This window comes from Mesorhizobium sp. LSHC420B00, assembly GCF_000503055.1.
Taxonomy (GTDB): domain Bacteria; phylum Pseudomonadota; class Alphaproteobacteria; order Rhizobiales; family Rhizobiaceae; genus Mesorhizobium.
In genome coordinates this window covers 166,911-189,938 of the sequence record NZ_AYVY01000007.1, presented here as the reverse complement: position 1 = coordinate 189,938, position 23,028 = coordinate 166,911, and the positions used below count along the sequence as shown (strand labels likewise).

18 protein-coding genes and 1 pseudogene are annotated in these 23,028 nt (G+C 64.4%); 10 read left to right on the top strand and 9 right to left on the bottom strand.

Annotation, left to right across the window (positions count from 1 at the left end):
• Positions 1-159: 159 nt before the first annotated feature.
• The 4 genes from X760_RS53160 to nagA are packed head-to-tail and all read left to right on the top strand — an operon-like array spanning position 160 to position 4,017.
• Positions 160-1,041, top strand: coding sequence for an N-acetylglucosamine kinase (locus tag X760_RS53160; RefSeq protein ID WP_023718919.1), 882 nt, complete (start codon positions 160-162; stop codon positions 1,039-1,041).
• Positions 1,038-1,820 (top strand): GntR family transcriptional regulator, encoded by a 783-nt coding sequence (locus X760_RS53155; protein ID WP_023718918.1) that lies wholly within the window; start codon positions 1,038-1,040, stop codon positions 1,818-1,820. The genes X760_RS53160 and X760_RS53155 overlap by 4 nt, the downstream gene beginning before the upstream one ends.
• Positions 1,817-2,848: an SIS domain-containing protein gene (locus X760_RS53150; RefSeq protein WP_023718917.1), complete on the top strand. Its 1,032-nt coding sequence runs from the start codon at positions 1,817-1,819 to the stop codon at positions 2,846-2,848. The genes X760_RS53155 and X760_RS53150 overlap by 4 nt, the downstream gene beginning before the upstream one ends.
• Entirely contained in the window at positions 2,845-4,017 is a 1,173-nt protein-coding gene (gene nagA, locus X760_RS53145; protein WP_023718916.1) for an N-acetylglucosamine-6-phosphate deacetylase, read from the top strand. The genes X760_RS53150 and nagA overlap by 4 nt, the downstream gene beginning before the upstream one ends.
• 2 nt (positions 4,018-4,019) lie before the next feature.
• Here nagA and X760_RS53140 read toward each other — a convergent pair.
• From X760_RS53140 to X760_RS53125, 4 genes and pseudogenes are all read right to left on the bottom strand, one after another.
• Positions 4,020-5,619, bottom strand: a pseudogene (locus X760_RS53140) (malonyl-CoA synthase).
• A gap of 39 nt (positions 5,620-5,658) precedes the next feature.
• Complete coding sequence (rpe, locus tag X760_RS53135) at positions 5,659-6,336, bottom strand: ribulose-phosphate 3-epimerase (protein WP_023718915.1); 678 nt, start codon at positions 6,334-6,336, stop codon at positions 5,659-5,661.
• Between the two features lie 230 nt (positions 6,337-6,566).
• Positions 6,567-10,319 (bottom strand): hypothetical protein, encoded by a 3,753-nt coding sequence (locus tag X760_RS53130; RefSeq protein ID WP_023718914.1) that lies wholly within the window; start codon positions 10,317-10,319, stop codon positions 6,567-6,569.
• A 10-nt stretch (positions 10,320-10,329) separates the two neighbouring features.
• Positions 10,330-12,288: a hypothetical protein gene (locus tag X760_RS53125; RefSeq protein WP_023718913.1), complete on the bottom strand. Its 1,959-nt coding sequence runs from the start codon at positions 12,286-12,288 to the stop codon at positions 10,330-10,332.
• A 570-nt stretch (positions 12,289-12,858) separates the two neighbouring features.
• Here X760_RS53125 and dnaK point away from each other — a divergent pair.
• The 6 genes from dnaK (at position 12,859) to X760_RS53095 (ending at position 18,519) form a co-directional block, all read left to right on the top strand.
• On the top strand, positions 12,859-14,775 hold the full coding sequence (gene dnaK / locus X760_RS53120) for a molecular chaperone DnaK (RefSeq protein ID WP_023718912.1): 1,917 nt from the start codon (positions 12,859-12,861) through the stop codon (positions 14,773-14,775).
• A gap of 212 nt (positions 14,776-14,987) precedes the next feature.
• On the top strand, positions 14,988-16,118 hold the full coding sequence (gene dnaJ, locus X760_RS53115) for a molecular chaperone DnaJ (RefSeq protein ID WP_023679852.1): 1,131 nt from the start codon (positions 14,988-14,990) through the stop codon (positions 16,116-16,118).
• Positions 16,119-16,234: 116 nt separating this feature from the next.
• Positions 16,235-16,840, top strand: coding sequence for a phospholipid N-methyltransferase PmtA (gene pmtA / locus X760_RS53110; protein WP_023718911.1), 606 nt, complete (start codon positions 16,235-16,237; stop codon positions 16,838-16,840).
• A 61-nt stretch (positions 16,841-16,901) separates the two neighbouring features.
• Entirely contained in the window at positions 16,902-17,498 is a 597-nt protein-coding gene (locus X760_RS53105; protein ID WP_023718910.1) for an NADPH-dependent FMN reductase, read from the top strand.
• Complete coding sequence (pyrF, locus tag X760_RS53100; protein ID WP_023718909.1) at positions 17,495-18,208, top strand: orotidine-5'-phosphate decarboxylase; 714 nt, start codon at positions 17,495-17,497, stop codon at positions 18,206-18,208. Before X760_RS53105 ends, pyrF begins: the two co-directional genes overlap by 4 nt.
• Before the next feature lie 23 nt (positions 18,209-18,231).
• Positions 18,232-18,519: a DUF1330 domain-containing protein gene (locus tag X760_RS53095; RefSeq protein WP_023718908.1), complete on the top strand. Its 288-nt coding sequence runs from the start codon at positions 18,232-18,234 to the stop codon at positions 18,517-18,519.
• Here X760_RS53095 and X760_RS53090 read toward each other — a convergent pair.
• The 5 genes from X760_RS53090 to X760_RS53070 all read right to left on the bottom strand — a co-directional run bounded on the left by X760_RS53090 (position 18,516) and on the right by X760_RS53070 (position 22,967).
• Complete coding sequence (locus X760_RS53090) at positions 18,516-19,574, bottom strand: hypothetical protein (protein WP_023718907.1); 1,059 nt, start codon at positions 19,572-19,574, stop codon at positions 18,516-18,518. The genes X760_RS53095 and X760_RS53090 overlap by 4 nt on opposite strands.
• A gap of 159 nt (positions 19,575-19,733) precedes the next feature.
• A complete protein-coding gene (locus tag X760_RS53085) occupies positions 19,734-20,615 on the bottom strand; it encodes an SMP-30/gluconolactonase/LRE family protein (protein WP_023718906.1) in 882 nt (293 codons plus the stop codon).
• Positions 20,615-21,253, bottom strand: a complete 639-nt coding sequence (locus X760_RS53080; RefSeq protein ID WP_023718905.1) for a 2-dehydro-3-deoxy-6-phosphogalactonate aldolase — start codon at positions 21,251-21,253, stop codon at positions 20,615-20,617. Before X760_RS53080 ends, X760_RS53085 begins: the two co-directional genes overlap by 1 nt.
• Entirely contained in the window at positions 21,250-22,200 is a 951-nt protein-coding gene (locus X760_RS53075; RefSeq protein WP_031193988.1) for a 2-dehydro-3-deoxygalactonokinase, read from the bottom strand. The genes X760_RS53080 and X760_RS53075 overlap by 4 nt, the downstream gene beginning before the upstream one ends.
• The gene (locus X760_RS53070; RefSeq protein ID WP_023718903.1) at positions 22,200-22,967 is read right to left on the bottom strand and encodes an SDR family oxidoreductase; all 768 of its coding nucleotides are present in this window, start codon (positions 22,965-22,967) and stop codon (positions 22,200-22,202) included. The genes X760_RS53075 and X760_RS53070 overlap by 1 nt, the downstream gene beginning before the upstream one ends.
• Between the last annotated feature and the right edge of the window lie 61 nt (positions 22,968-23,028).

Below are 23,028 nucleotides of genomic sequence, written 5' to 3'. Positions count from 1 at the left end.
CACTTGTCCACACGCATTAATCAAATCCTTGCGGTGGCGCAGGCTTGCGGACGAAATCAGCTGATTTTCCAACAAACTACGCCTTAACTTTTTTGAAACGGAAATTAATCCTTGGCTATTGGTATTTTATTGGTATTATCCGTCTGGAGGAGAAATCGCGTGAAATTCGTGCTCGGCATCGATGGCGGCGGCACCAGCTGCAGGGCGGCCCTTGCGACGGCCGATGGCAGCGTCCTCGGCCGCGCCAAAAGCGGCGCCGCCAACATCCGAACCGATCTCACCGGCGCCAGGGCCAACATCGTCGACGCGGCGCAGCAGGCCTTTGTCGCCGCGGGCAGAGATCCCGGACTGATCCCGCAAACTCCGGCCATTCTCGGCCTAGCCGGCGCCAATGTCGGCACCTACAGGCAGCAGCTCGAAGCGATCTTGCCGTTCCGCATCAGCCGTGTCGAGACCGACGCCGAGATCGCGCTGGAAGGCGCGGTCGGCTCTGGTGACGGCGCCATGGCCATACTCGGCACCGGCACCGCCTATATGGCGCGCAAGAACGGCCGATCGCGTGCCATCGGCGGCTGGGGGTTCCAGGTCGGCGACCAGGGCAGCGGCGCCCGCATCGGCCGCGACCTGCTCGAGCAGACGCTGCTCGCCTATGACGGCATCCGCGAAGGATCGCCACTGACGCAGGCCATGCTCGCCATCTTCCGCAACAATCCCGAGGATGTGGTCGAATTCACCACCAATGCCAAGCCCGGCGATTTCGGCGGCTTCGCACCCAAGGTGTTCGAACATGCCGAAAAAGGCGACGTCGTCGCTATCTGGATCCTCGACAAGGCGGTGGCCGATGTCGAGGCAGCACTTGGCGTGCTCGACCTTGGTGGCGACGATCCGCTTTGCCTGCTCGGCGGCCTGGCGCCGCTTTACGCGCCGCGCCTGTCGGCGCGCTACCGGGCGCTGCTGAAGCCGCCGCTCGACGACGCGCTGGGCGGCGCGGTTCAGATGGCGGTTCGGATTTTTACGAAGGCGGCGGAGGCGGCGCGATGAGCGACGCCGCCGACCAGATTTTCGCGGCGCTGAGACAATCGTCGCAGAGTGGGGCGCCACTCTATCTGCAGCTGAGGAAAAGCATCGAGGACGCCGTCAAACGCGGGCTGATCGGACCGGGCGATGCGCTGCCTTCCGAGCGCGACATCGCCAGCAAGGCCGATATTTCGCGCGTCACCGTGCGCAAGGCGGTGCAGGACCTGGTCAAGGGCGGCATCCTCGTCCAGCGTCATGGTTCCGGCACCTTCGTTGCGCCGCGCATGGAGCGCGTCGAGCAGTCCCTGTCGATGCTGACCTCGTTTACCGAGGACATGGCACGGCGCGGCATGGCGGTGCGTTCGGCCTGGCTCGACCGCGGCCTCTATCCGCCATCGCCCGACGAGATGATGGTGCTCGGCCTGGCGTCGAACGAATTGGTGGCGCGCGTCGCGCGCCTGCGCATTGCCAACGACACGCCGCTGGCGATCGAGCGCGCCTCACTATCGACAAGCGTGCTGCCCGATCCGGCGGCGATCGGTTCGTCGCTCTACGCGGCGCTGGAAAAGACCGGCAACAGGCCGGTGCGGGCGGTGCAGCGCATTTCCGCCACCAATCTCGGCGATGGCGACGCGCATCTGCTGGAAGTGCCGCCGGGCATTGCCGGCCTGCACATCGAGCGTATCTCCTATCTGGCGAGCGGCAAGGTGATCGAGTTCACCCGCTCCATCTACAGGGGCGACGCTTATGATTTTGTCGCCGAACTCCGGCTGAGCGGGCCGGGCGAAGAGGGCAGGCCATGACCGCAACAATGACCCATATGCGGCGCGAGATCGAGGAGATCCCCGAGGCCACCGCCCGCCTGCTCGACGGCTCGGCCGCGGTGCTGACGGAAGCCGGGCGCGGCATTCGCGAGCGCGATCCGAATTTCATCGTCACAGTGGCGCGCGGCTCGTCCGACCATGCCGCGACCTTCATGAAATATGCCGTGGAGCTGACCGCCGGGCTGGCGGTCGCATCGGTCGGCCCGTCGATCGCCTCGATCTATGGCGCCAAGCTGAAGCTGGGCGGCTCGGCCTGCCTGGCGATCTCGCAGTCGGGCAAGAGCCCGGACATCGTTGCGATGGCGCGAGCGGCGCGGGCCGGCGGTTCGCTGACCGTCGCCATCACCAACACCGCCGATTCGCCGCTCGCGCGGGCTTCGGACTACGCGATCGACATCCTTGCCGGACCGGAGCGCAGCGTCGCAGCGACGAAGACCTTCGTCAATTCGGCGGTCGCAGGGCTCGCTCTGATGGCGCATTGCACCGGCGACGACAAACTTCTGGCAGCACTTGCCCGCTTGCCGGAGCATTTTCGGAAGGCGATCGCTTGCGACTGGATGGCGCTGGCCGGGGCACTCGAGATGCCGAACTCGCTGTTCATCCTTGGCCGGGGCCCGTCGGCGGCGATCGCCAACGAGGCGGCGCTGAAATTCAAGGAAACCTGCGCCATGCATGCGGAAGCCTATAGTGCCGCCGAAGTCATGCACGGCCCGCTGGCGCTAGTCGGTCCCGGCTTCCCAGTGCTGGCGCTGGCTGCCCGCGATGCGTCCGAACCATCCGTCGCCGAGGCCGCCGACAGCCTGGCCGGCAAGGGCGCCGCTGTCTTTGTGACTTCGGACAAGGCAAAGAAGGCGCAGCCTCTGCCGCATGTCGCCACCGGTCATCCGCTGACCGACCCGCTGACACTGATCGTGTCGTTCTATGGTTTCGTCGAGGCTTTTGCCCGCCATCGCGGCCTCGACCCAGACACGCCGCCCAATCTGCGCAAGGTGACGGAAACGCTATGAGCGATCGCTTTGCGCTGACCGGCGCCCGGATATTCGATGGCGATGACTGGCACGACAATGCGGCGCTTGTCGTGCGCGACGGCCTCGTCGAGGCCATCGTTGCCGCCGGCGCCGTCCCATCCGGTGTTGCGCCTATCGAGACCGGCGGCGGTATGCTGGTTCCGGGTTTCGTGGATTTGCAGGTCAATGGCGGTGGCGGCGTCATGCTCAACGACCATCCCGACGTCCCCTCGATCGAGACCATCTGCCGGGCGCACGCGCCCTTCGGCACGACGGCGCTATTGCCGACGCTGATCACCGACACGTCCGAGATCACCGCCGCGGCGGTTGCCGCCGGAGCAGAGGCCGCACAACGGAAGGTGCCGGGCTTCCTAGGCCTGCATCTCGAAGGCCCGCATCTGTCGATCGCCCGCAAGGGCGCACATGACCCGGCCTTGATCCGGCCGATGCTAGATCCCGACCAGGCGATGCTGATCGCGACGCGGAAAAACCTGCCGGTGCTGCTGACTACGGTGGCGCCCGAATCCGTCGAGCCCGACCAGGTATCGGCGCTCAGCAATGCCGGCGTCATCGTCAGCATCGGCCATTCCGATACCGACTATGCCACGGCCCGCACCTTTTCCGAGGCCGGCGCAACGGTGGTCACCCATCTTTTCAACGCGATGAGCCAGATCGGCAATCGCGAGCCGGGGCTGGCGGGCGCGGCAATCGATACCGGCACATTCTATGCCGGCATCATCGCCGACGGTATCCATGTCGATCCGGCCACCATGGCCATCGCCTTGCGCGCCAAGCAGGGGCCGGGCAAGATCCTGCTCGTCACCGACGCCATGGCGACGATCGGCACCGACATGACCTCGTTCACGCTGAACGGTCGCACCATCCACCGCAAGGATGGCAGGCTGACACTTGCCGACGGCACGCTGGCGGGCGCGGATCTCGACATGATTTCCGCGGTGCGCTTCGTGCATCGCGTGGTCGGTCTCGACCTCGACGAAGCCTTGCGCATGGCCTCGCTCTATCCGGCGCAGGCGATCGGCCAGTCGCACCGGCTCGGGCGCTTCGCCAGGGGAACCGCCGCCAACATCGTTTCGTTGTCGGACGATCTGGACATGAAAAGCGTCTGGATCGACGGCGCCAGGGTTTTTGCAGCCAGCCCTGCTTGTTAGGGTTAGCCGGCTTTGGACGTATAGAGGTCTTTGTAGGCTTCGCGCAGCAGGTTCTTCTGCACCTTGCCCATCGTGTTGCGCGGCAGTTGGTCGACGAAGATCACCTGTTTCGGATGCTTGTACCTGGCGAGGTGCCCAGCGATGGCCTCGATGATCGCGGCGGCGCTGATCGTCGAGCCCGGCGCCCTCACCACGATCGCCGTGACACCCTCGCCGAAATCCGGATGGACAACGCCGATGACAGCGCTTTCGGCAACACCGGCAAGAGCGTCGATCTCGCTCTCCACTTCCTTCGGGTAGATATTGTAGCCGCCGGAAATGATCAGGTCCTTGCCGCGGCCGACGATGTGGACATAGCCGTCGGCATCGATCAGCCCGAGATCGCCGGTGATGAAGTAGCCGTCGTCGCGGAATTCCGCCCTGGTCTTTTCCGGCATGCGCCAGTAGCCGCAAAAGACGTTCGGGCCCTTGACCTCGATCATGCCGACCTCGCCCCGGGCAAGTGTTTCGCCGCCATCGGGATCGGAGATGCGCAGGCAGACGCCGGGCAAAGGGAAGCCGACCGTGCCGGCACGCCGCTCGCCCTCGTACGGGTTCGACGTGTTCATGTTGGTCTCGGTCATGCCGTAGCGCTCGAGAATGGCGTGGCCGGTGCGCTCGCGCCAGGCCTTGTGCGTTTCGGCGAGCAGCGGCGCCGAGCCGGAAACGAACANGGATGGCGTGGCCGGTGCGCTCGCGCCACGCTCTGTGCGTCTCGGCCAAAAGCGGTGCCGAGCCGGAAATGAACACCCGGATGTTTTTCGCCGCTTGCCGGTTCAAACCGTCCTGCTGCAGCAGGCGGACGTAGAAGGTCGGCACGCCCATCAGCGCGGTGGCGCGCGGCAGTAGCGAGACGATGCGGGTCGGGTCGAATTTGGTTTCGAACAGCATCGAGGCGCCGGCCATCAGGACGACGTTGGTGGCGACGAAAAGGCCATGCGTGTGGAAAACCGGCAGCGCGTGAATCAGCACGTCTGCGGCAGTGAAGCGCCAGAGGTCGACCAGCACCCGCGCATTCGAGGCGAGGTTTTCGTGGCTGAGCATGGCGCCTTTCGAACGGCCGGTGGTGCCGGACGTGTAGAGGATCGCGGCAAGGTCGTCCGGTCCGCGCGCCACATCGTGGAAGTCCACGGCCGCCTCAGAGGCTCGATCAGTCAACGAACCCTCGCCCTTGCTGCCGAGTGTCGCGACCGCAGCGCCCGAGGTCTGCGCCAAAGCGCCGATCTCGCCCGCTCGCGCCGGGTCGCAGACGACCAGTCGCGGCTCGGCATCCCTGAAGAAATAGTCGAGCTCGGTCAGCGTATAGGCGGTATTGAGCGGCAGGAAGATCGCGCCGGCACGCAGGCAGGCGAGATAAAGGAAAATGGCCTCCGGGCTCTTCTCGACCTGAACGGCGACGCGGTCGCCGGCTTCGACGCCCAGCTGCGACAGCGCATGCGCCAGTTGAGCGGAGCGCGCCAGCGTCTCGCCATAGCTGATCGAGCGCCCATCCTCTGTCTCCATCAAAAGGCGTTCGGGCGCGGGCATCCGGGCACGGAAAGCATCGAACAGATGGTTGCTCATATTTCCCCCCGAGCGGCTGGTCCGGCCGGACGGCAGCGGTCAGCCGGCCGCCTTGTCCGCCGCTGCCCTGATTGCCTCGATGTTTGCCCGGTAGGCGTCGACGCTGCCGCCCTTGAAGATAGCCGCGCCGGCGACCAGCACGCTGGCGCCGGCCGCGGTGACAAGGGGCGCAGTTTCAGGCGAAATGCCGCCGTCGATCTCGATCCGGATCGGCCGGTTGCCGATCAGCGCCTTCACCCGCTTCACCTTGTCGACGATCGCTGGAATGAAAGCCTGGCCGCCGAACCCCGGATTGACCGTCATGATCAGGACCAGATCAAGCCGGTCGAGCACGTATTCGATCATCGTTTCCGGTGTCGCCGGGTTGAGTGACACGCCGGCCTTCTTGCCAAGGTTTTTGATCGTCTGCAGCGAGCGGTCGAGATGTGGCCCGGCTTCGGCGTGCACCGTGATGCCGTCGCAGCCGGCCTCGGCGAAGGCGGCCAGATAGGGGTCGGCCGGCGCGATCATCAGATGGCAGTCGAAAAACGCCTCGGTGCGGTTGCGGATCGCCTTGATCACCGGTGGCCCAAACGTGATGTTCGGGACGAAATGCCCGTCCATGACGTCGAGGTGGATCCAGTCGGCGCCGGCGGCCGTCACCGCCTCGACCTCGTCGCCGAGCTTCGAGAAATCGGAAGCAAGCACCGATGGCGCGATCAGGGTTTTTTTGCTCATGATGCGGCCTTCCCGTACGCCCCGGTTTGCGGACCCTCTGTCTGTATCGACTGCCTAGACCATGAGTCCGGAAAGTGGAAGCCGGTTTGTCCTTCCGCCGATGCAGCGGCTTCAGGTTTGCGCTGCCTTCTCATCTGCCCGCTGAAGAAAAACCCCGCCGGATCGCTCCGGCGGGTATTGGGTGACGAGTACGGTCACTGTTTGAAGTTCTGGATTTCCCGCGCCGTATCCTATTGCTCCGGCTGCGGCTTGCGCCTTGGCACGACCTGCTGAGGAACATTCGGATTCAGCAGCAGGTTCGGCTCAAGCGTCGATTTCCTGCGGACCGGGACGCAGTCCGGATATCGTCCGACCGTTCCGATAGGGCAGCGCCGCTTGATGATCGGCTGGCACTGGCCATTGATCGGCCGCGCGCCCGGTGCGCATTCCAGCCGTGGTTTGCGGCAGGCGCCGTCGCGCAGCTCTGTCCCACGCGGACAGACGCAGGCGCCGCGCTTGTTGTGGATCTGGCCAGGTATCGGGCACTCCACCACAACCGGCTTCTTGCGCCTGCAGGCATTGCCCTGCAGTTCCGTGCCCCGGGGGCAGACGCAATCGCCGTTGGCGTCGTGGATCTGACCACGGATCGTGCACTGCTTGGGCTGCGGCCGAATTGGCCGGCAGGCATTGCCCCTGACTTCCGTGCCCCTCGGGCAGATGCAATCGCCAGCGGCGTTATGGATCTGGCCCCGAATGGTGCACTGTTCGGGCTTTGGCTGGATTGGCCGGCAGGCATTGCCCCTGACTTCCGTACCTCTCGGGCAGACGCAATCGCCAGCGGCGTTGTGGATCTGACCCCGAATGATGCATTGCTCGGGCTGCGGCTTGTTGCCCACGCAAGCGCCGTTCTCCAGCTCGGTCCCGCGCGGGCAGACGCAGCGTCCGTCATCGGTACGGATCTGGCCTTTGAGCAGGACGCAAGGTTTTGGCTTCGGCACGATGACCGTGCCTCCGCCGGACGAGCATTGGCCGTTACGGAAGGTCGTGCCTGGCGGGCAGACGCAGTTGCCGGCGTCGTTCATGACGAAGCCTTGCGAGCATTCCTTCTTCACCTCATGCGTGATGATGAAGGGATGGCAGGCATAGGCCTTGCCGCGATCGCCCTGCACATTGGCGGCACCACGAGACAACACGTCGCCACCGCCTTGCACCGGCGTCTTCGGAGACAGCACGCCGACGCAGTTCTGGCCGTTGACAGTGCCCTGCAGATTGGTCAGACGGCCATCGTCGGGAATGATCACGGTCACATTGTGCACATGGCTTTCCCCGGCGCCGAGCGTCAGTTGGGCGATGCAGGACAGAGGCAAGGTTGCCGGCTCCTGCGAGCAGCCGAAGGGCGGATCGATCGAGGTGATCGCAACGCCTTCCAGCCGGCCGAGGCCTTCGACGCCGATCGCATCGCCGATGCGAACCGGACCGGAGAAGGCGCTCGTCCCATCGTTCGTGATGGTGATCTTGAACGAGCAGGGCTGGCCGGGCTTGCACTCGGCGTCGCCAGTCTTCTCGACGCGGATGGTCGAGGCGCCGCCGCCCTTGGCGCAGGCCTGGCCGATCGGATAGACGATATCGTCTCCCGGAGCCGGGCCGTAGGAGCCGCGTGCGCAGTTCTCGAATTCGCCGTTCGCGGCAACCGTCACGTCGAAATGGCGGCTGGTTCCAGGCGTCATAACGGCGCCGGGAATCTGGCACGACAGCGCATTGGCCGGAACCGGTCCGCAAGCCCATTCCGCGCCGTCTGGGGTGACGCTCTGGATCTGGACCGGCGGTCCGCCGGCTATCAGCGTCGCGGCATCGTTGACCCGCACCGGACCGGTCGGGGCTGTGGCGCCGAGGCTGATGACGATAATGCGGCAGGAAACGACCGCAGCACCGGCCAGCGAGCCATTGCACACCTTGGTGATGCGCATGGCCGGCTGCCCGCCATTCGGATGACGGATGCGTTCCTTGGCGCGGGCCCTGTTGTTGGTGATGTCGTTCTCACCGGGAATGGCCTTCACCTCGGCGCAGTTCTCGACACTATCGGGCCGGAAGTTGGCCGGCATCACCGCCCTGACGAAGATCGGCGTCGAGGCGCCCGGCATAAGCGCGATGCCGGGATTGTCGCAGCGGAACTTGCCGGAACCGTTCGGTCCGCACGTCCATGGCGGCGTCGGGCCGAAGGTCGAGGATGCCGGCGCGCCGCCCGGATAGCTATCGACGACCGTCAGCGGCCCATTGTAGGGGACGCTGCCATTGTTGATGATGTCGATCACGAAGGTGCAGACGCCATCGGCCGAACAGAATTCGGTGCGGGCGCGCTTCTTCAGGATCAGGTCGACCTTCTTCTCCACCGGTGGCCGGCAGTCGCGGTCACGATCGCCACGGCGGCAGACCGGGATCGACGCACAGCCGCGGTCGTTTAGCTGGCTGCCGAAAAGCGGCTTGCCGCTGGCGCCGTAATTGTAGGTGGCGCAGTTGCGCAAAACGCTGCCTTGCCAGCCTGCGGCCGGCTTGAAGCCGAGCTTGAGGTCGACAGAGGCACCCGGATTGAGCGTGGTCACCGGATGGGTGCAAATCATCGGGGTGATTCCAGGCGCGCAGACCCAGGGCGGGTTCGGCCCTGAACCGAGGGTGGAGCCGGTCGGCAGGGTGACTTCGTCGAGCACGATCTTGCCGTGGTAGGGCGCATCGCCGACATTGGTGACCCTGATGGTGAAGTCGCAGCCGCCGCCCATCGTGCAACGTTGCACGTCGGCGCGCTTTTCGACTTTCAGATCCGGTTCCTTGTCCTTCGGCGGGCAGCGCTGATCACGCGGGATGACGATGTCGACGGTCTGCGTGCAGCACAGGCCCCAGCCCTCCTTCGGGCCGGCATAGGTTTCGATACCGGTGACGATGATGTGGATAACGTCGCCGGGTGAAGCACCGACGATCTTCCAGTTGAGCACACCGCCGCCGGCCGGCACCAATTGGGTGTCGGGAATGATTGTGATGCCGGGTGTCGTCGTCGAAAGCTGCACCCATTTGCCAGCCATCTCTGGGCCGACCGGCATATGGTAGATGAAGGCGCCGCCGCCGGGCACGCAATCGACCGTGCCTCGCTCCACCTTGAAGCATTCACGATTGCCAGGAGGTGGAGGCGGTGGGTTGCACTCGGTGACGTCGATCTTGATCGACGTCTTTGCACCCGTGAGATAGTTGCCGTCGTCCGGCTTGCCCGGGTCCTGCGACGGAATTTCGACGCCAGCACCGCGGTCGCCGCGGCTCACCTTGATCAGCCCCTGGTTATCGACGATTGCCGGCGACGGAAACGCCGCATGGTCGATCTTAGCGGTGATCTGGAAGGTGATGGCGCGCTCGTTCGCAGCGCCGATGCCGTCGAGGTCGCTGGCGGAAATCCGGAAATCGGACACCGTCGCCGTATCGTCCGGGCCAGCCGAGCTGCTGATCGCAGCGCCGGGCAGCGGTCCGCCGGATGCGTCGGTGCCGTCGCCGGTCACATGCACGCCGACAATCCGCAGGCCGTGCGGGAGTTGGTCCCTGAAGTCGAGCCTGACCTTTTTCAGCATGGCCGCGAGGCCCGGGCCGGCAAAACCCTGCGGATTGCCGCGCGAGCCAAAGCTCAGCGAGTATACGACATAGTCGCAGCCTCTCTGGCCGCCTTTCTTGGTGAAGAAGGGCACGATCCGGCCCGGCTCCGGGTTGACGATGCGAGGATTGTCGAAATCGAGCTTGGGATCTGGAATGACAGTGCCTGCATCGGCAGGCTTGGCCTTGGCCGGAGCAAGGTCTTCAGCGAAGCCTTGCAGCGGGCTCAGCATGGCGACCGCGATACCGGCCGCCATCAGCCAGCGCGCGCTCCGCCTGGCGAGTGACAGGGGTTTCATGACGGTCTCCATGACGATTGATTGTTTGCCGGTTGATTGGCTGCTCGTCGCAAGCGGGGACTGTGCAAGATTGCTCATCTTCCCCTCCTCACGGTTCGCAGCTGACGGCTGGGGTTCTGAGCGGCAAGGTCATCTTGCAGCAAGGGTAGTAGCCACCCTTGTCGCGGTCGGACTGCCTGTAGAAGCAGAGCCCGACATCGACCGTGTCGCCAGGATAATGGCCGGTGATACCGATCGTGAATGGCGCGCCGGGCGCATGCGACAGGGGCGAAGTCACCCCGACGCCGGGCGTCCTGGACAGAGCCTTGATCGAATCGCCGCCGAAGCCGGCATGGTCATGAAGATAGAGATCGGCCTCGAGGCCGGAGGGCGTGCAGAAATACTCGACATCCTCGACATCGAGGCAAGGAGGCAGATTGCCGGGGGGTGGAAAGTCCGGCGGATAGAACGGTGGCAGATAGCCGCCCGGCACCTGCTCGTAATAGCCGGCACGGCCTTCGCAGGGGCGCCAGACCTCGACGTCGCCGACATGGCCTTCGACTTCCGGGTCTTCGAAATAATTGTCGAAATCGACGATCCATGAGCCGAAAGGCGGCACGTTGGCCGGCCTGACCAGCGCCGTCGGCGTGATCTGCACGCCGTGCACGGCAAGCGGCCCCCCGGCTGCGAGCTGTTCGGCGAGCGCCGGGTTGTCGCGCAACTTGTCGCCGGTATCGACCAGCGTGTCGGTGCAGATGCCGGTATGGAGATTGCCTTCGGAATCGTAGCCATATTGCAGGTCGAGGCCGCCGGCCGACTGCCGGTTGTCTTGCGGGAAGCCGACCGCATATTCCTGCGGCACTTCCACCCAGACCGATTCCGTTGCCGGATCGTCCGGATTTTCGCGCCAGTAGCGGATGACCTCACCCTTGCCGGAATCGGCGAACTGGCTGTAGTCGTAGCGGTTTTCCACCGGGCCGCGCTGAGCCAGATACATGAAGCCCTTGTTGTCAAAGGCGATGTCGGTGACCGCGTAATCCTTGTCGGCCTTGACGGTCAGCTCCCAGCGCGGGTCGCCGAAGCTGCCGTCGCCGGCAATGCCCACCGACCAGATCTCCGCCTTTTCCCCGACCGAGTAATAGAGCCGGCCGCCACGATAGGCGACCGACCAGACGCGGCGCTCGTCCTGTGTGTAGCCCCAGCTATCGGGGTCCTCGCTGTCGAAGGCAGCACCCTGGATGTCCATCACCGAGCCGTCGTCGGCGACTGGGGGCAGCCCGTGCGCCGGGCGGCCGGCGACGCCGTGGTCGAACGTGTCGACTAGCGCGCCATTGGCGTCGATGCGGTGGATAAGGCCGGTGTCGAGATCGCTGGCGAAGAACTGGCGGTGGATATTGTCGAAAGTGACGTCGCCGATGCCGGGACCGCTATTGGCGTCGATATCGGCGAATTTCGAGACGGCGCCGGTGATGCCATCGATCTTCCAGATCGTTCCGGGGCCGCCGCCGTTTTCGGTGCCGAACTGGCCGTCCATGAAGACCGCGTCAGCCGTGCCGCGGCGCTGCCGCTCCGGCCGGCCGTCGGCGTCGCCGTCTGGTGTGACGATGCGGATGCCGTGCAGCGAGGTGGCGCCGGCATAGAGGTTTGGAATCGCCGAGGGAACGCCGTCGCGCACGCCGTCGTCATAAGTGATGCCGAACACCTGGCCGATTTGCTCGGCCGTGACCTCGAAGGGTGGCGGGGTGAAGACCAATTGGCCAGACGCCGGCCCGCCCAGCCTTGAAACGTCGAAGACGCGCAAGGTTGCGCGCGCCGTGTCGATGAAGGTCTCGTCGACCGGATCGACACCCGGCGGCAGGCCTTCCTCGAAATTGGGGATGATGATGCCAGAGAATCCGGTCACTGCCATCGAGCCGGGATAGATGATCTGGGTTTCCTGGGCCTGTGCCGAGCCGCCGAGCCAGAGCCCAGCGGCGAGTGCCAAGGCCGATAATCCGCTGACAGCCTGGATTGCGCGGCGCAAATGGCCGGCACGAGAGCGCACGGACGCGCCATGGTCGCAAGACATGGATCTCCCCCCACAGGTCATGGGAGAAACATCCGGTCTCGGCGCGCAAATCAGGGCAAGGCGCGGCGTTCCGGCACGTTCATCCCTGATCGAATTGTCTGCTTTCCTCACCGTCATGATACGCCGGCGTCCGCGCAGGGTCAACGGAACCAGCGGAAAGCCCAGCGCATCGACCCGGTCCCGAAGGCGACTGTCGCGCTGAGTTCCTGCTGTTCCCGGAGACCATCGAGCCTCTGGATCTGTGGTCATGGGGCTTTCCTTACCGGGGCCGCACCACGCGGCACCTGAGCGTCAGTCGCGAGGTGAGGCGGAAAGGTTCATGGACCGGGGCCGGGCCGGCTGGATCACGGCCGGAAAATACGGGCCCGCCGGTCCCGAATCCGATCAACCGCGATGAATGGTGAACGCCTTGCGCAGAATGCTTGCGCGCCACGCAGCCTGTTCTTATATACGCGCCAAGCCGTCCAGCGCCGAATGCCGGTTGCCGGAGCGGAATTTCTTGTGAACAGGGGCTTTCGTCGGAACGCCTGTACGGGTCCTGAGAGCCTGCTTAGCGGAGAGATTAGAGAAATGGCAAAAGTAATCGGTATCGATCTGGGAACAACCAACTCCTGTGTCGCCATCATGGACGGCAAGGAATCCAAGGTCATCGAGAATGCGGAAGGCGCGCGCACGACCCCTTCGATCGTCGCCATCAACAGCGACGGCGAGCGCCTCGTCGGCCAGCCGGCCAAGCGCCAGGCGGTCACCAATCCTGAAAACACCATTTTCGCGGTCAAGCGCCTGATCGGCCGCCGCTATGACGATCCGGTGACGGAGAAGGACAAGAAGCTTGTCCCCTACAAGATCGTCAAGGGCGACAATGGCGATGCCTGGGTCGAGGCCGGCGGCAAGAACCAGTCGCCCAGCCAGATCTCGGCGATGATCCTGCAGAAGATGAAGGAAACGGCGGAAGCCTATCTCGGCGAAAAGGTCGAGAAGGCGGTCATCACCGTTCCGGCCTATTTCAACGACGCCCAGCGCCAAGCCACCAAGGATGCAGGCAAGATCGCCGGCCTGGAAGTGCTGCGCATCATCAACGAGCCGACGGCGGCAGCACTTGCCTATGGCTTGGACAAGAAGGAAGGCAAGACGATTGCCGTCTATGACCTTGGCGGCGGCACGTTCGACATTTCGGTGCTCGAAATCGGCGACGGCGTGTTCGAGGTGAAGTCGACCAATGGCGACACCTTCCTCGGCGGCGAGGATTTCGACATGCGTCTGGTCGAATACCTGGCGGCCGAGTTCAAGAAGGAACAGGGTATCGACCTGCGGAATGACAAGCTCGCCCTGCAGCGCCTCAAGGAAGCGGCTGAAAAGGCCAAGATCGAGCTGTCGTCCACCACGCAGACCGAGATCAACCTGCCCTTCATCACCGCCGATGCCAGCGGCCCCAAGCACCTGACGCTGAAGCTGACGCGTGCGAAGTTCGAGAGCCTTGTCGAAGATCTCGTCCAGCGCACCATCGAGCCCTGCAAGGCGGCGCTCAAGGATGCCGGCCTCAAGGCCGCTGAGATCGACGAGGTCGTTCTGGTCGGCGGCATGACCCGTATGCCCAAGATACAGGAGATCGTGAAGCAGTTCTTCGGCAAGGAACCGCACAAGGGCGTCAACCCGGATGAGGTCGTCGCACTTGGCGCTGCCATCCAGGCCGGCGTGCTGCAGGGCGACGTCAAGGACGTGCTGTTGCTCGACGTGACGCCGCTGTCGCTCGGCATCGAGACGCTGGGCGGCGTATTCACGCGGCTGATCGAGCGCAACACGACGATTCCGACGAAGAAGAGCCAGGTGTTCTCGACGGCTGAGGATTCGCAGTCGGCGGTGACCATCCGCGTCTTCCAGGGTGAGCGTGAAATGGCCGCCGACAACAAGGCGCTCGGCCAGTTCGACCTGGTCGGCATCCCGCCTGCGCCGCGTGGCGTGCCGCAGATCGAGGTCACGTTCGACATCGACGCGAACGGCATCGTCAACGTTTCGGCCAAGGACAAGGGCACCGGCAAGGAGCACCAGATCCGCATCCAGGCGTCTGGCGGCCTTTCGGACGCTGACATCGAGAAGATGGTCAAGGATGCCGAGGCCAATGCCGAAGTCGACAAGAAACGTCGCGCACTGGTCGAGGCCCGCAACCAGGCCGAGGCTCTGGTGCATTCCTCGGAGAAGTCGCTGAAGGACTATGGCGATAAGGTCTCGGAGACCGACCGCACGGCGATTGCCGATGCGATCGCGGCGTTGAAGACCGCTGCCGAAGGCGATGATGTGACCGAGATCGAGGCCAAGACGCAGACGCTCGCCGAAGTCTCGATGAAGCTCGGCCAGGCGATGTACGAGGCTTCGCAGAAAGAAGCCGCCGAGGCCGACGCCAAGGCTGATGCCGCCAAGGACAGCGATGTGGTCGATGCCGATTTCGAGGAAATCGACGAAGACGACGAGAAGAAGAAGTCGGCCTGAACCGCCTGACGGTACAGGTAAGCAAAAAGCCCGGCGCACAGCCGGGCTTTTTTGCAACCCTTTGCCGGAAAAACGCCGAGCTACCCGAAAAAATGCGGACAAAGCCTCGTAGACACTGGCATCCCGGCTCCATCACACCTAAATCGGAACAGCGTGCCGGCAAACGACGCAACGATACTTCAAGACGTTGACTATCCGGACTGCGGGAAAACATGAAAGCTGATTTTTACGAAACGCTGGGCGTGCAAAAAGGCGCCGACGAGAAGGAGCTCAAGAGCGCTTTCCGCAAGCTGGCCATGCAGTTCCATCCCGACCGCAACCCAGGCGACCATGCCTGCGAGCACAAATTCAAGGAAATCAACGAAGCCTACGAAACGCTGAAGGACCCACAGAAGCGCGCCGCCTACGATCGCTTCGGCCACGCCGCCTTCGAGCACGGCGGCATGAATGGCGGGGCGCAAGGCTTTGGCGCCGGCGGCTTCGCCGACATTTTCGAGGACATTTTCGGCGACATGATGGGCGGGCGCCAGCGCCGCTCGTCCGGCGGCCGCGAGCGCGGCGCCGACCTGCGCTATAATATGGAAATCACGCTGGAAGAGGCATTTTCCGGCAAGACCGCGCAGATCCGCGTGCCGGCCTCGATCTCCTGCTCGGAATGCTCGGGCAGCGGCGCCAAGCCCGGGACCCAGCCCGTCACCTGCTCGATGTGCAACGGCCACGGCAAGGTGCGCGCCACGCAAGGATTCTTCTCGATCGAGCGCACCTGCCCGCAATGCCAGGGGCGCGGCCAGACCATCAAGGACCCATGCCCGAAATGCGCCGGCCAGGGCCGCGTCACCGAGGAGCGCTCGCTGTCGGTGAACATCCCGGCCGGGATCGAGGACGGCACCCGCATCCGGCTTGCCAATGAGGGCGAGGCCGGCCTGCGCGGCGGCCCATCGGGCGATCTCTACATCTTCCTCGCGGTCAAGCCGCACGAGTTCTTCCAGCGCGACGGCGCCGATCTTTATTGCAAGGTGCCGATCTCGATGACGACCGCAGCGCTTGGCGGCTCCTTCGAGGTGACGACATTGGACGGTACCCAGACGAAGGTGAAGGTGCCGGAAGGCACTCAGAACGGCCGCCAGTTCCGCCTCAAGGGCAAGGGCATGCCGGTGCTGCGCCAACCTAATATCGGCGACCTCTACATCCAGACCGTAGTCGAGACGCCGCAGAACCTTTCGCGCCGCCAGCGCGAATTGCTGGAGGAATTCGAACAGCTTTCCTCAAAGGACAATTCGCCCCAATCGAGCGGATTTTTCGCCCGCATGAAGGACTTTTTCGAAACGTTCGGCGAGCATTGAAGCTCATCCCTGGAAACGCTTCCTGAGCGTCATCAACACCTTATCCGGGGATTCGCCTTGTCTTGCACCTCGTAGCTGATAAGTAGCATGCGAGGGAGCGTTGAGGAGGACTTTCGATGACGCGTAGTCCCGGACTGCGAAAGACGCTGGCGGAAAAGTTCGATGACGAGCTGAAGTTCTTCAAGGGCTGGATCGACAAGCCGAAGGCGGTCGGTTCGATCGTCCCGACCAGTTCCATCACCGCGCGCAAGATGGCCTCGATCGTCGATCCGAAATCCGGCCTGCCGGTGCTCGAGGTCGGGCCCGGCACAGGCGTCATCACGCGCGCCATCCTCGCTCAGGGCATAAAGCCTGAAAATCTCTACGCGGTCGAATATTCCACTGATTTCGTGCGCCATCTGCGCCAGCTTTATCCAGGCGTCAACGTCATCGAGGGCGACGCCTTCAATCTCGACGCGACGCTCGGTGACAAGCGCGATCTGGTCTTCGATTCGGTGATATCGGGCGTGCCGCTGCTCAACTTCCCGGTCGCCCAGCGCATCGCCTATGTCGAGAGCCTGCTCGACCGCATCCCGGCGGGCCGGCCGATCGTGCAGCTGACTTACGGGCCGCTGTCGCCGATCCCGCCGGGCCGCGGCGACTATACGGTCGAGCATTTCCATTTCGTCATCCGCAACATTCCGCCGACGCAGCTTTGGATCTACCGACGCGGGGCCGCCTGAATTGCAGCGTTGGGTTTGAATAGCACTTGTCTTATATCCATCGGGTGACAAGGCAGACCCCATGGCTGTGATCCCGAAAATTCTCGTCGTCGCCGGTTCGGTGCGCAGCGGCGCCTATAGCGGCAGGACCGCCGACGTGGCGCAGAAGGAACTTGCCATGCAGGGCGCGGAGGTGACCCGCATCTCGCTCGCCGACTATCCGTTGCCGATCCTCGACCAGGATCTGGAAAAGGAAGAAGGCATTCCCGAAAACGCCGTCAAGCTCGGCCGGATGATCGCCGCCCATGACGGGCTGCTGATCGCGACGCCCGAATATAACGGCTCCATTCCACCGCTGCTCAAGAACACCATCGACTGGGTAAGCCAGCTGCGCAAGGATGGCGGCCGGACGTTCAGGCCGCTTGCCGGCAAGGTTGCCGGCCTCTGCTCGTCTTCCAACGGACCCTTCGGCGGGATACGCTGCATCAACCATCTGCGCGCCGTTCTGGTGCGCTGCCGGATGGAGGTGGTGACACCGGAATGCTCGGTGCCGGAGGGCGGCAACGCCTTCGACGACGAGGGCAACTTCAGGGACGAGAGGCTACGCCAATCGATGGAGCACCTATGCCGAACGCTGATCGAAACCTCGCGCATGCTGTCGACGCGGATCGAGGCATGATCCCGGACGCCGCGCATGCCGACACGATGCAGGAAAGGCTGATCGTCGGCCTCGACCTGCCGACGCTGAAGGAAGCCGAGAAAGCGGTGCGCGAGCTCGACGGGATCGTCTCCTTCTACAAGATCGGTTACCAGCTCGCCTTTGCCGGCGGGCTCGACTTCGCCCGCGAGCTGGCCAGCGGCGGCACCAGGATCTTTCTCGACATGAAGCTGCTCGACATCGACAACACGGTGGCCAAGGGGGTCGACAACATCGTCAGGATGGGCATGAGCATGCTGACCATCCATGCCTATCCGAAGACGATGAAGGCGGCGGTCGAGGCTGCGAAGGGCAGCGACCTTTGCCTGCTCGGGGTCACCGTGCTGACCTCGATGGACGAGCAGGACGTGATCGACGCCGGCTATGAATATGATCCGCATACGCTGGTGCTGAGGCGCTCCGAGCAGGCGCTACATGCCGGCATGGGCGGCATCGTCTGCTCGGCCGAGGAAGCGGAGGCGGTGCGCCGCATCGTCGGCCCCGACCTGGCCGTCGTGACGCCGGGGATCCGGCCCACGGGCAGCGACCATGGCGACCAGAAGCGGGTGGTGACGCCGGCGCAGGCGATCCGCAACGGCTCCAGCCACCTCGTGGTCGGCCGGCCGATCGTCGGCGCGGCCGACCGGCGGGCGGCAGCTGAAGCCATCCTCGATGAAATGCGCTCGGCATAAGGACCAAAAACCAGGAGAAACCGATGCCCAAGGGATACTGGATCGCTCGCGTCGACGTGCGCGATGCGGAAGGCTACAAGGACTATGTCGCAGCCGCCAAGCTGGCCTTCGACCGCTTCGGCGCCAAGTTCCTGGCGCGCGGCGGCGCGCATGAGAAGGCCGAGGGGCCGGGCCGCGACCGCAATGTGATCATCGAGTTTCCGTCGCTTGCGGCGGCGCATGACTGCTACCACTCGCCCGAATACCAGCGCGCGGTCGCGATCCGCCAGAAGGTGGCTGACGGCGAAATCGTTCTGGTCGAGGGGATTTAGGCGAGAATCCGGTTCGTCGCGGTTTCAGCCATCGCATCGGCGAGGCTCAGGCCCCATTGCCGGCGACAGTAATCGCGGAAATCGAAGCAGGGCAGGCCGGGGCAGACCTCGAACTCGATGAGGTGTACGCTGTCGTCGGCTTCGACCCGGAAGTCGATGGAAAACACATCCCGCAGGCCAAGCCCGACCATCAGGCTTTCGGCGCTGCGACGGATTCTTGCATCGGCTCGAGGCTGGCTGGCGCCAACGGGAAGCAGCAACGGCTCAGCGTAATTTCCCGCGGCTTTCGCCGCTACACCGGTATCGCCGTAAAGCGCCAGGCTGTCCTGCATGGTCTGGAAATCGCTGCCCGAATCGACAAGGGCGATGCCGAGCGCCTCGGCGCCGGTATCCGGCTTCAATCCGAGAAAACTGGCGCGCGCGTTGCGGCCGGCGACATAGGGCTGGACCACGACATCGTCGCGATAGGCGGCGAAGACGCGCCGGCTAAGCTCCAGCGCGTGGCCGAGATCGTGGCAGCGCGAATCCGGCCAGATGCCGATCTTGGCGCCGAGCCGGTTCGGCTTGACGAACCAGCCGGCGGGCGAGTCCGGCGGCGCGACCAGCCAGGCTCCGTCACGGGCAAGGCCCGCCCGCGGCACCGGCAAGCCAAGCGCGCCGAGCACGGCGCCGGAACGGAACTTATCCTGACAGAGCGCAAAAAGCGCATCGTCGGCGCCGATCGCCTTCAGGCCGTTCAGCCGTGCCAGAGCTGGTGCCGCGCCGCCGCGGAAATAGGCGATGCCGTCGGTCAGCGTCCAGACGAGCGTGGTCTTCGGGTCCTCGCCGGCGAGAACGCTTGCGGCGTCGTCGAGTGTCACCGGCGCAAACGACAAGCCGCGCTTCTGGCAAGCGGCGGCAAGTGCGTCGAATTCAGCAGCGATGTCGGTCGATTGCGCCAGATAGGAGGCGATTTCGACGGCACGCTCCGGCACGTGGTTATCGGCGACCAGCCGATCGAAGCAGGCCTTTTCCGGCTCGTAGACAAGGATCAGCTTCGGCTTGCGGCTTGACATGGGTGGAACGGCTCCTGGCAGCACGATTGCCTACCATCGCACGGGGAACGCATTCGGCTTGCGCGGAACCGACGTTGATCGGACGCCTGCACGACAGCAAGCGCACCATCTTCTTGTTTGACCATGATCTTTTCCGAACCAAAGGTTCGGGACCATGGTCTAGCCAATCAGCACGCGCGGCTCGAAGCGACCATTGACTGGAATGTCGAGCATAAACGTCATGCCGGCTTGCGGGTCGAGCAGGCGCTGCTTCTCGCTCTTGCCGGACCAGGCGGAGGTGACCGCGATCCGGTCGGCATTCCTGCCGACAAAAGCCGGACAGGACGGCTGCGTCGCCGGCATCGCCACCGAACGGACAAGCTTGCCGTCGGGTCCATAGGCTTCGACGACGCTGCCGCCCCAGCAAGCGTTCCACAATATGCCGTCGCGGTCGAGCACCGAACCATCGATATAGCCCTTGGCCGAACGGTGATCGACGAAGACCTTCGGTTCGCCAACCGGCAGGCCGGTCGCAGGATCGCAGCCGACGCGCATCAACAGCCCGGTGCTGGTGTCGGTATAATGGGCGATGGTCCCATCTTCGGAAAAGCAGATCGAATTGGGCACCGTGAGATCCGCATAGAGCCGGCGCAGCTCGCCCTTGAAGAACCAGTAGATAGAACCGGCGGCCTTCTCCTCGCCCTTACCCATGGTGCCGACCCAGAGGGCGCCGCAAGGGTGAACGCGGGAATCGTTCGAGCGGGTGACCGTATTATCGGCCTCGATCGGCGTGTGCAGCGTCAGCTTGCCGGTCGCGACATCGCGGACATGCAGGCCGGTCTCGGTGGCGATCAGCTGGCGTTGGTCGTCGACGATGGCGATGGCGCTGGCCATCTGACCGAGCTCTTGGATTTTGACCGCACCGCCGGACAAGCGCTGTTCCAGGAGCTGGCCGTTGACGATGTCGAACCAATAGAGCGTGTCCGTGGCAGGGTCATAGCTTGGCCCCTCGCCGAGTTGGCAGACATGGTCGGAAAAAACCGAAACGATGGTCTCGCTCATCATGCCGCTCCAAACGCCGCGTCCCAGGCCACGACCGCAGCCTTCGCCCGTGCTGCCACTTCGTCGATGCTCATGCCCGGCTTGAACAGGCTGGAGCCAAGACCGAAGACGGTGACGCCGGCCGCTTTGTAGCCGGCAAAGTCCTTGTCCGAAACGCCGCCGACGGCGCCGACCAGCACACTGGCTGGCAGCACCGCGCGCATCGCCGAAATGCCCGCCGCGCCAAGCACGCTCGCCGGGAAGAATTTCAATGCCGAGGCGCCGAGCCGGATTGCTTGAAATGCCTCGGTCGGCGTGAACACGCCGGGCATCGTCACCATGCCGTACTGCATGGCACGGCCCATGACCTCGGCATCGATATTGGGGCTGACCAGCAGCCGCCCGCCGGCCTTGTGCAGACCGTCGACATCGGCGGCGGTGAGCACCGTGCCGGCGCCGACCAGCGCCGTCGGAGGAAGCGCTTCGACAATACTGGCGATGGAAACAAAAGGCTCGGGCGAGTTGAGCGGCACCTCGATTGCTTCGATGCCGGCGCCGAAGATCGCCTGGCCGATCGCCACCGCCTCGCTTGGCTTGAGGCCACGCAGGATCGCGACCAGACCCCGCTTGAGCTTTGGAAAAGGTGCGGTTTCGGTCATGCGGCAACTCCATTTTTGGCGATCATGCCATTTTCGCGCGCGGCTTCGGCAAGGCCGGCACGCACCGCCTCATCGGCGTCGACCGCCCTGAAAGCGAGCCCGGCAAGGCCGAGCGCCTCGGCATAGAGCCTGCCGAGTGCGCCCGATGCGATCAGCACGACGGGCACGGCGCTTGCCCCATAGCGGCTATTTGCCGAAGCGATCTCGCCGCCGATCAGCAGGCCGGACAGAGAGGCTGCGGCATCTTCGGGCTTCAGGTCCTGCAACAGGCTGGCGGCGCGGATCGAGAACAGTCTTGAAACGATGTCACCGCCCTCGGCCAACGCCTTCAGGCACCAGTCCCGGAAAAACGGACTTTCGGCGGCAACCGGCTGCGGCGGCTCGCCCAGCGAATGGCGCAGGATCGAGTGCGCAGCCAGCACCGAAAACAGCTCGCCGGTCGGCCAGGTGCCGAAGCCGGCAATGGAACCGTCCTCGACCAGCACCCATTTCGAATGGGTGCCGGGCATGCAGACGAGGTGGCGTCCCTGTGCCGGCAAACCGGCGCCGGCAAGCTGCGTTTCCTCGCCGCGCATGACGTCAGGCGCATCGGCAAGGCGTTGGGCAAGGCCGGGCACGATGCGGATGTCGCGGCGCTGGCCGGGGATGCGGGCAGCGCCGGCGAGGATAGCGCCGATCGGCGCCGGCACGCTGACATAGGGCGCCTCCAGCCAGCCCTGGCGCGAACCGGCCATCCCGCAAATGATGACCGGCAGCGCCTCGGGGGCACCCATGGCAGCCAGATGCCCTTCGAGAACGGACGAAAATCCTTTAGCCTGGGCGGTGATCAGCCCGTCATCGCCGCGCCGCTCGGCGAGAACCTTGCCGGCGCCGTCGAGCAGCCACACCCTCATCCGGGTGGTGCCCCAGTCGACGGCCGCGACAGAAGGGGCCTTGCTCGATGAGATCACAGGAACCCCCCGTCGACGATCAGCATCTGCGCGGTCAGCATGCGTGAAGCATCCGACGCCAGGAACAGCACGGTGCCGACAAGGTCTTCCGGCTGCATCACCTCTTTGATGCACTGCTTGGCGACGTGGGCGGCGAGCGCCTGTTCGGTGACCCAGAGCTTTCTCTGTCGCTCGGTGATCACCCAGCCGGGCGCGATTGCGTTGACGCGAATGCCGTCGACGCCGAGCTTGCCGGCAAGACCCTTGGTGAGGCCGACGATGCCGGCCTTGGCGGCGGTATAGGCCGGCATATCGGGATGGTTGATGAGAAACGAGGTCGAGGTGAAATTGATGATCGAGCCGCCACCGGCCCGCTTCATGCCCGGCGCCACCGCCTGTGCGCTGAAGAAATGCGGGCGCAGGTTGATGGCATGATTGTTGTCCCAGAACTCGACCGTGACGTCTTCGACGGCATGACGGTCATCCTGCGCGGCATTGTTGACCAGCACGGTCACGTCGCCATGCGCCTCGGCGGCTTTGGCAACTGATAACCGCAATGCCTCGATATCGCGTATATCGGTCTTGAGATAGAGCGGCCGCCGGCCGAGCTCCTTGTCTAACCGATCGGCCAGCGCCAGGCTCGGACGGTCGGCGATATCGATAAAGGCGACCTTTGCCCCCTGGCGGATAAATCCCTCGGTCAAGGCGGCTCCAATGCCGGAGCCGCCACCGGTGATCAGCACCGAAGCGCCTTCGAGGTCGGCAAAGTGTGCCGATGGCATCATGAATTCTCTCCCGGTCCAACGATCTCGGTCTGACCGGCGCGCATCCTATCCAGCCATGTCG

What these genes read in the sequence shown, in the direction of transcription:
- X760_RS53155 (WP_023718918.1), top strand. Translation starts at nt 1,038, where the DNA reads ATGAGCGACGCCGCCGACCAGATTTTCGCGGCGCTGAGACAATCGTCG.
- X760_RS53150 (WP_023718917.1), top strand. Translation starts at nt 1,817, where the DNA reads ATGACCGCAACAATGACCCATATGCGGCGCGAGATCGAGGAGATCCCC.
- nagA (WP_023718916.1), top strand. Translation starts at nt 2,845, where the DNA reads ATGAGCGATCGCTTTGCGCTGACCGGCGCCCGGATATTCGATGGCGAT.
- rpe (WP_023718915.1), bottom strand. Translation starts at nt 6,336, where the DNA reads ATGAGCAAAAAAACCCTGATCGCGCCATCGGTGCTTGCTTCCGATTTC.
- X760_RS53130 (WP_023718914.1), bottom strand. Translation starts at nt 10,319, where the DNA reads ATGAGCAATCTTGCACAGTCCCCGCTTGCGACGAGCAGCCAATCAACC.
- X760_RS53125 (WP_023718913.1), bottom strand. Translation starts at nt 12,288, where the DNA reads ATGTCTTGCGACCATGGCGCGTCCGTGCGCTCTCGTGCCGGCCATTTG.
- dnaK (WP_023718912.1), top strand. Translation starts at nt 12,859, where the DNA reads ATGGCAAAAGTAATCGGTATCGATCTGGGAACAACCAACTCCTGTGTC.
- dnaJ (WP_023679852.1), top strand. Translation starts at nt 14,988, where the DNA reads ATGAAAGCTGATTTTTACGAAACGCTGGGCGTGCAAAAAGGCGCCGAC.
- pmtA (WP_023718911.1), top strand. Translation starts at nt 16,235, where the DNA reads ATGACGCGTAGTCCCGGACTGCGAAAGACGCTGGCGGAAAAGTTCGAT.
- X760_RS53105 (WP_023718910.1), top strand. Translation starts at nt 16,902, where the DNA reads ATGGCTGTGATCCCGAAAATTCTCGTCGTCGCCGGTTCGGTGCGCAGC.
- pyrF (WP_023718909.1), top strand. Translation starts at nt 17,495, where the DNA reads ATGATCCCGGACGCCGCGCATGCCGACACGATGCAGGAAAGGCTGATC.
- X760_RS53095 (WP_023718908.1), top strand. Translation starts at nt 18,232, where the DNA reads ATGCCCAAGGGATACTGGATCGCTCGCGTCGACGTGCGCGATGCGGAA.
- X760_RS53090 (WP_023718907.1), bottom strand. Translation starts at nt 19,574, where the DNA reads ATGTCAAGCCGCAAGCCGAAGCTGATCCTTGTCTACGAGCCGGAAAAG.
- X760_RS53085 (WP_023718906.1), bottom strand. Translation starts at nt 20,615, where the DNA reads ATGAGCGAGACCATCGTTTCGGTTTTTTCCGACCATGTCTGCCAACTC.
- X760_RS53080 (WP_023718905.1), bottom strand. Translation starts at nt 21,253, where the DNA reads ATGACCGAAACCGCACCTTTTCCAAAGCTCAAGCGGGGTCTGGTCGCG.
- X760_RS53070 (WP_023718903.1), bottom strand. Translation starts at nt 22,967, where the DNA reads ATGATGCCATCGGCACACTTTGCCGACCTCGAAGGCGCTTCGGTGCTG.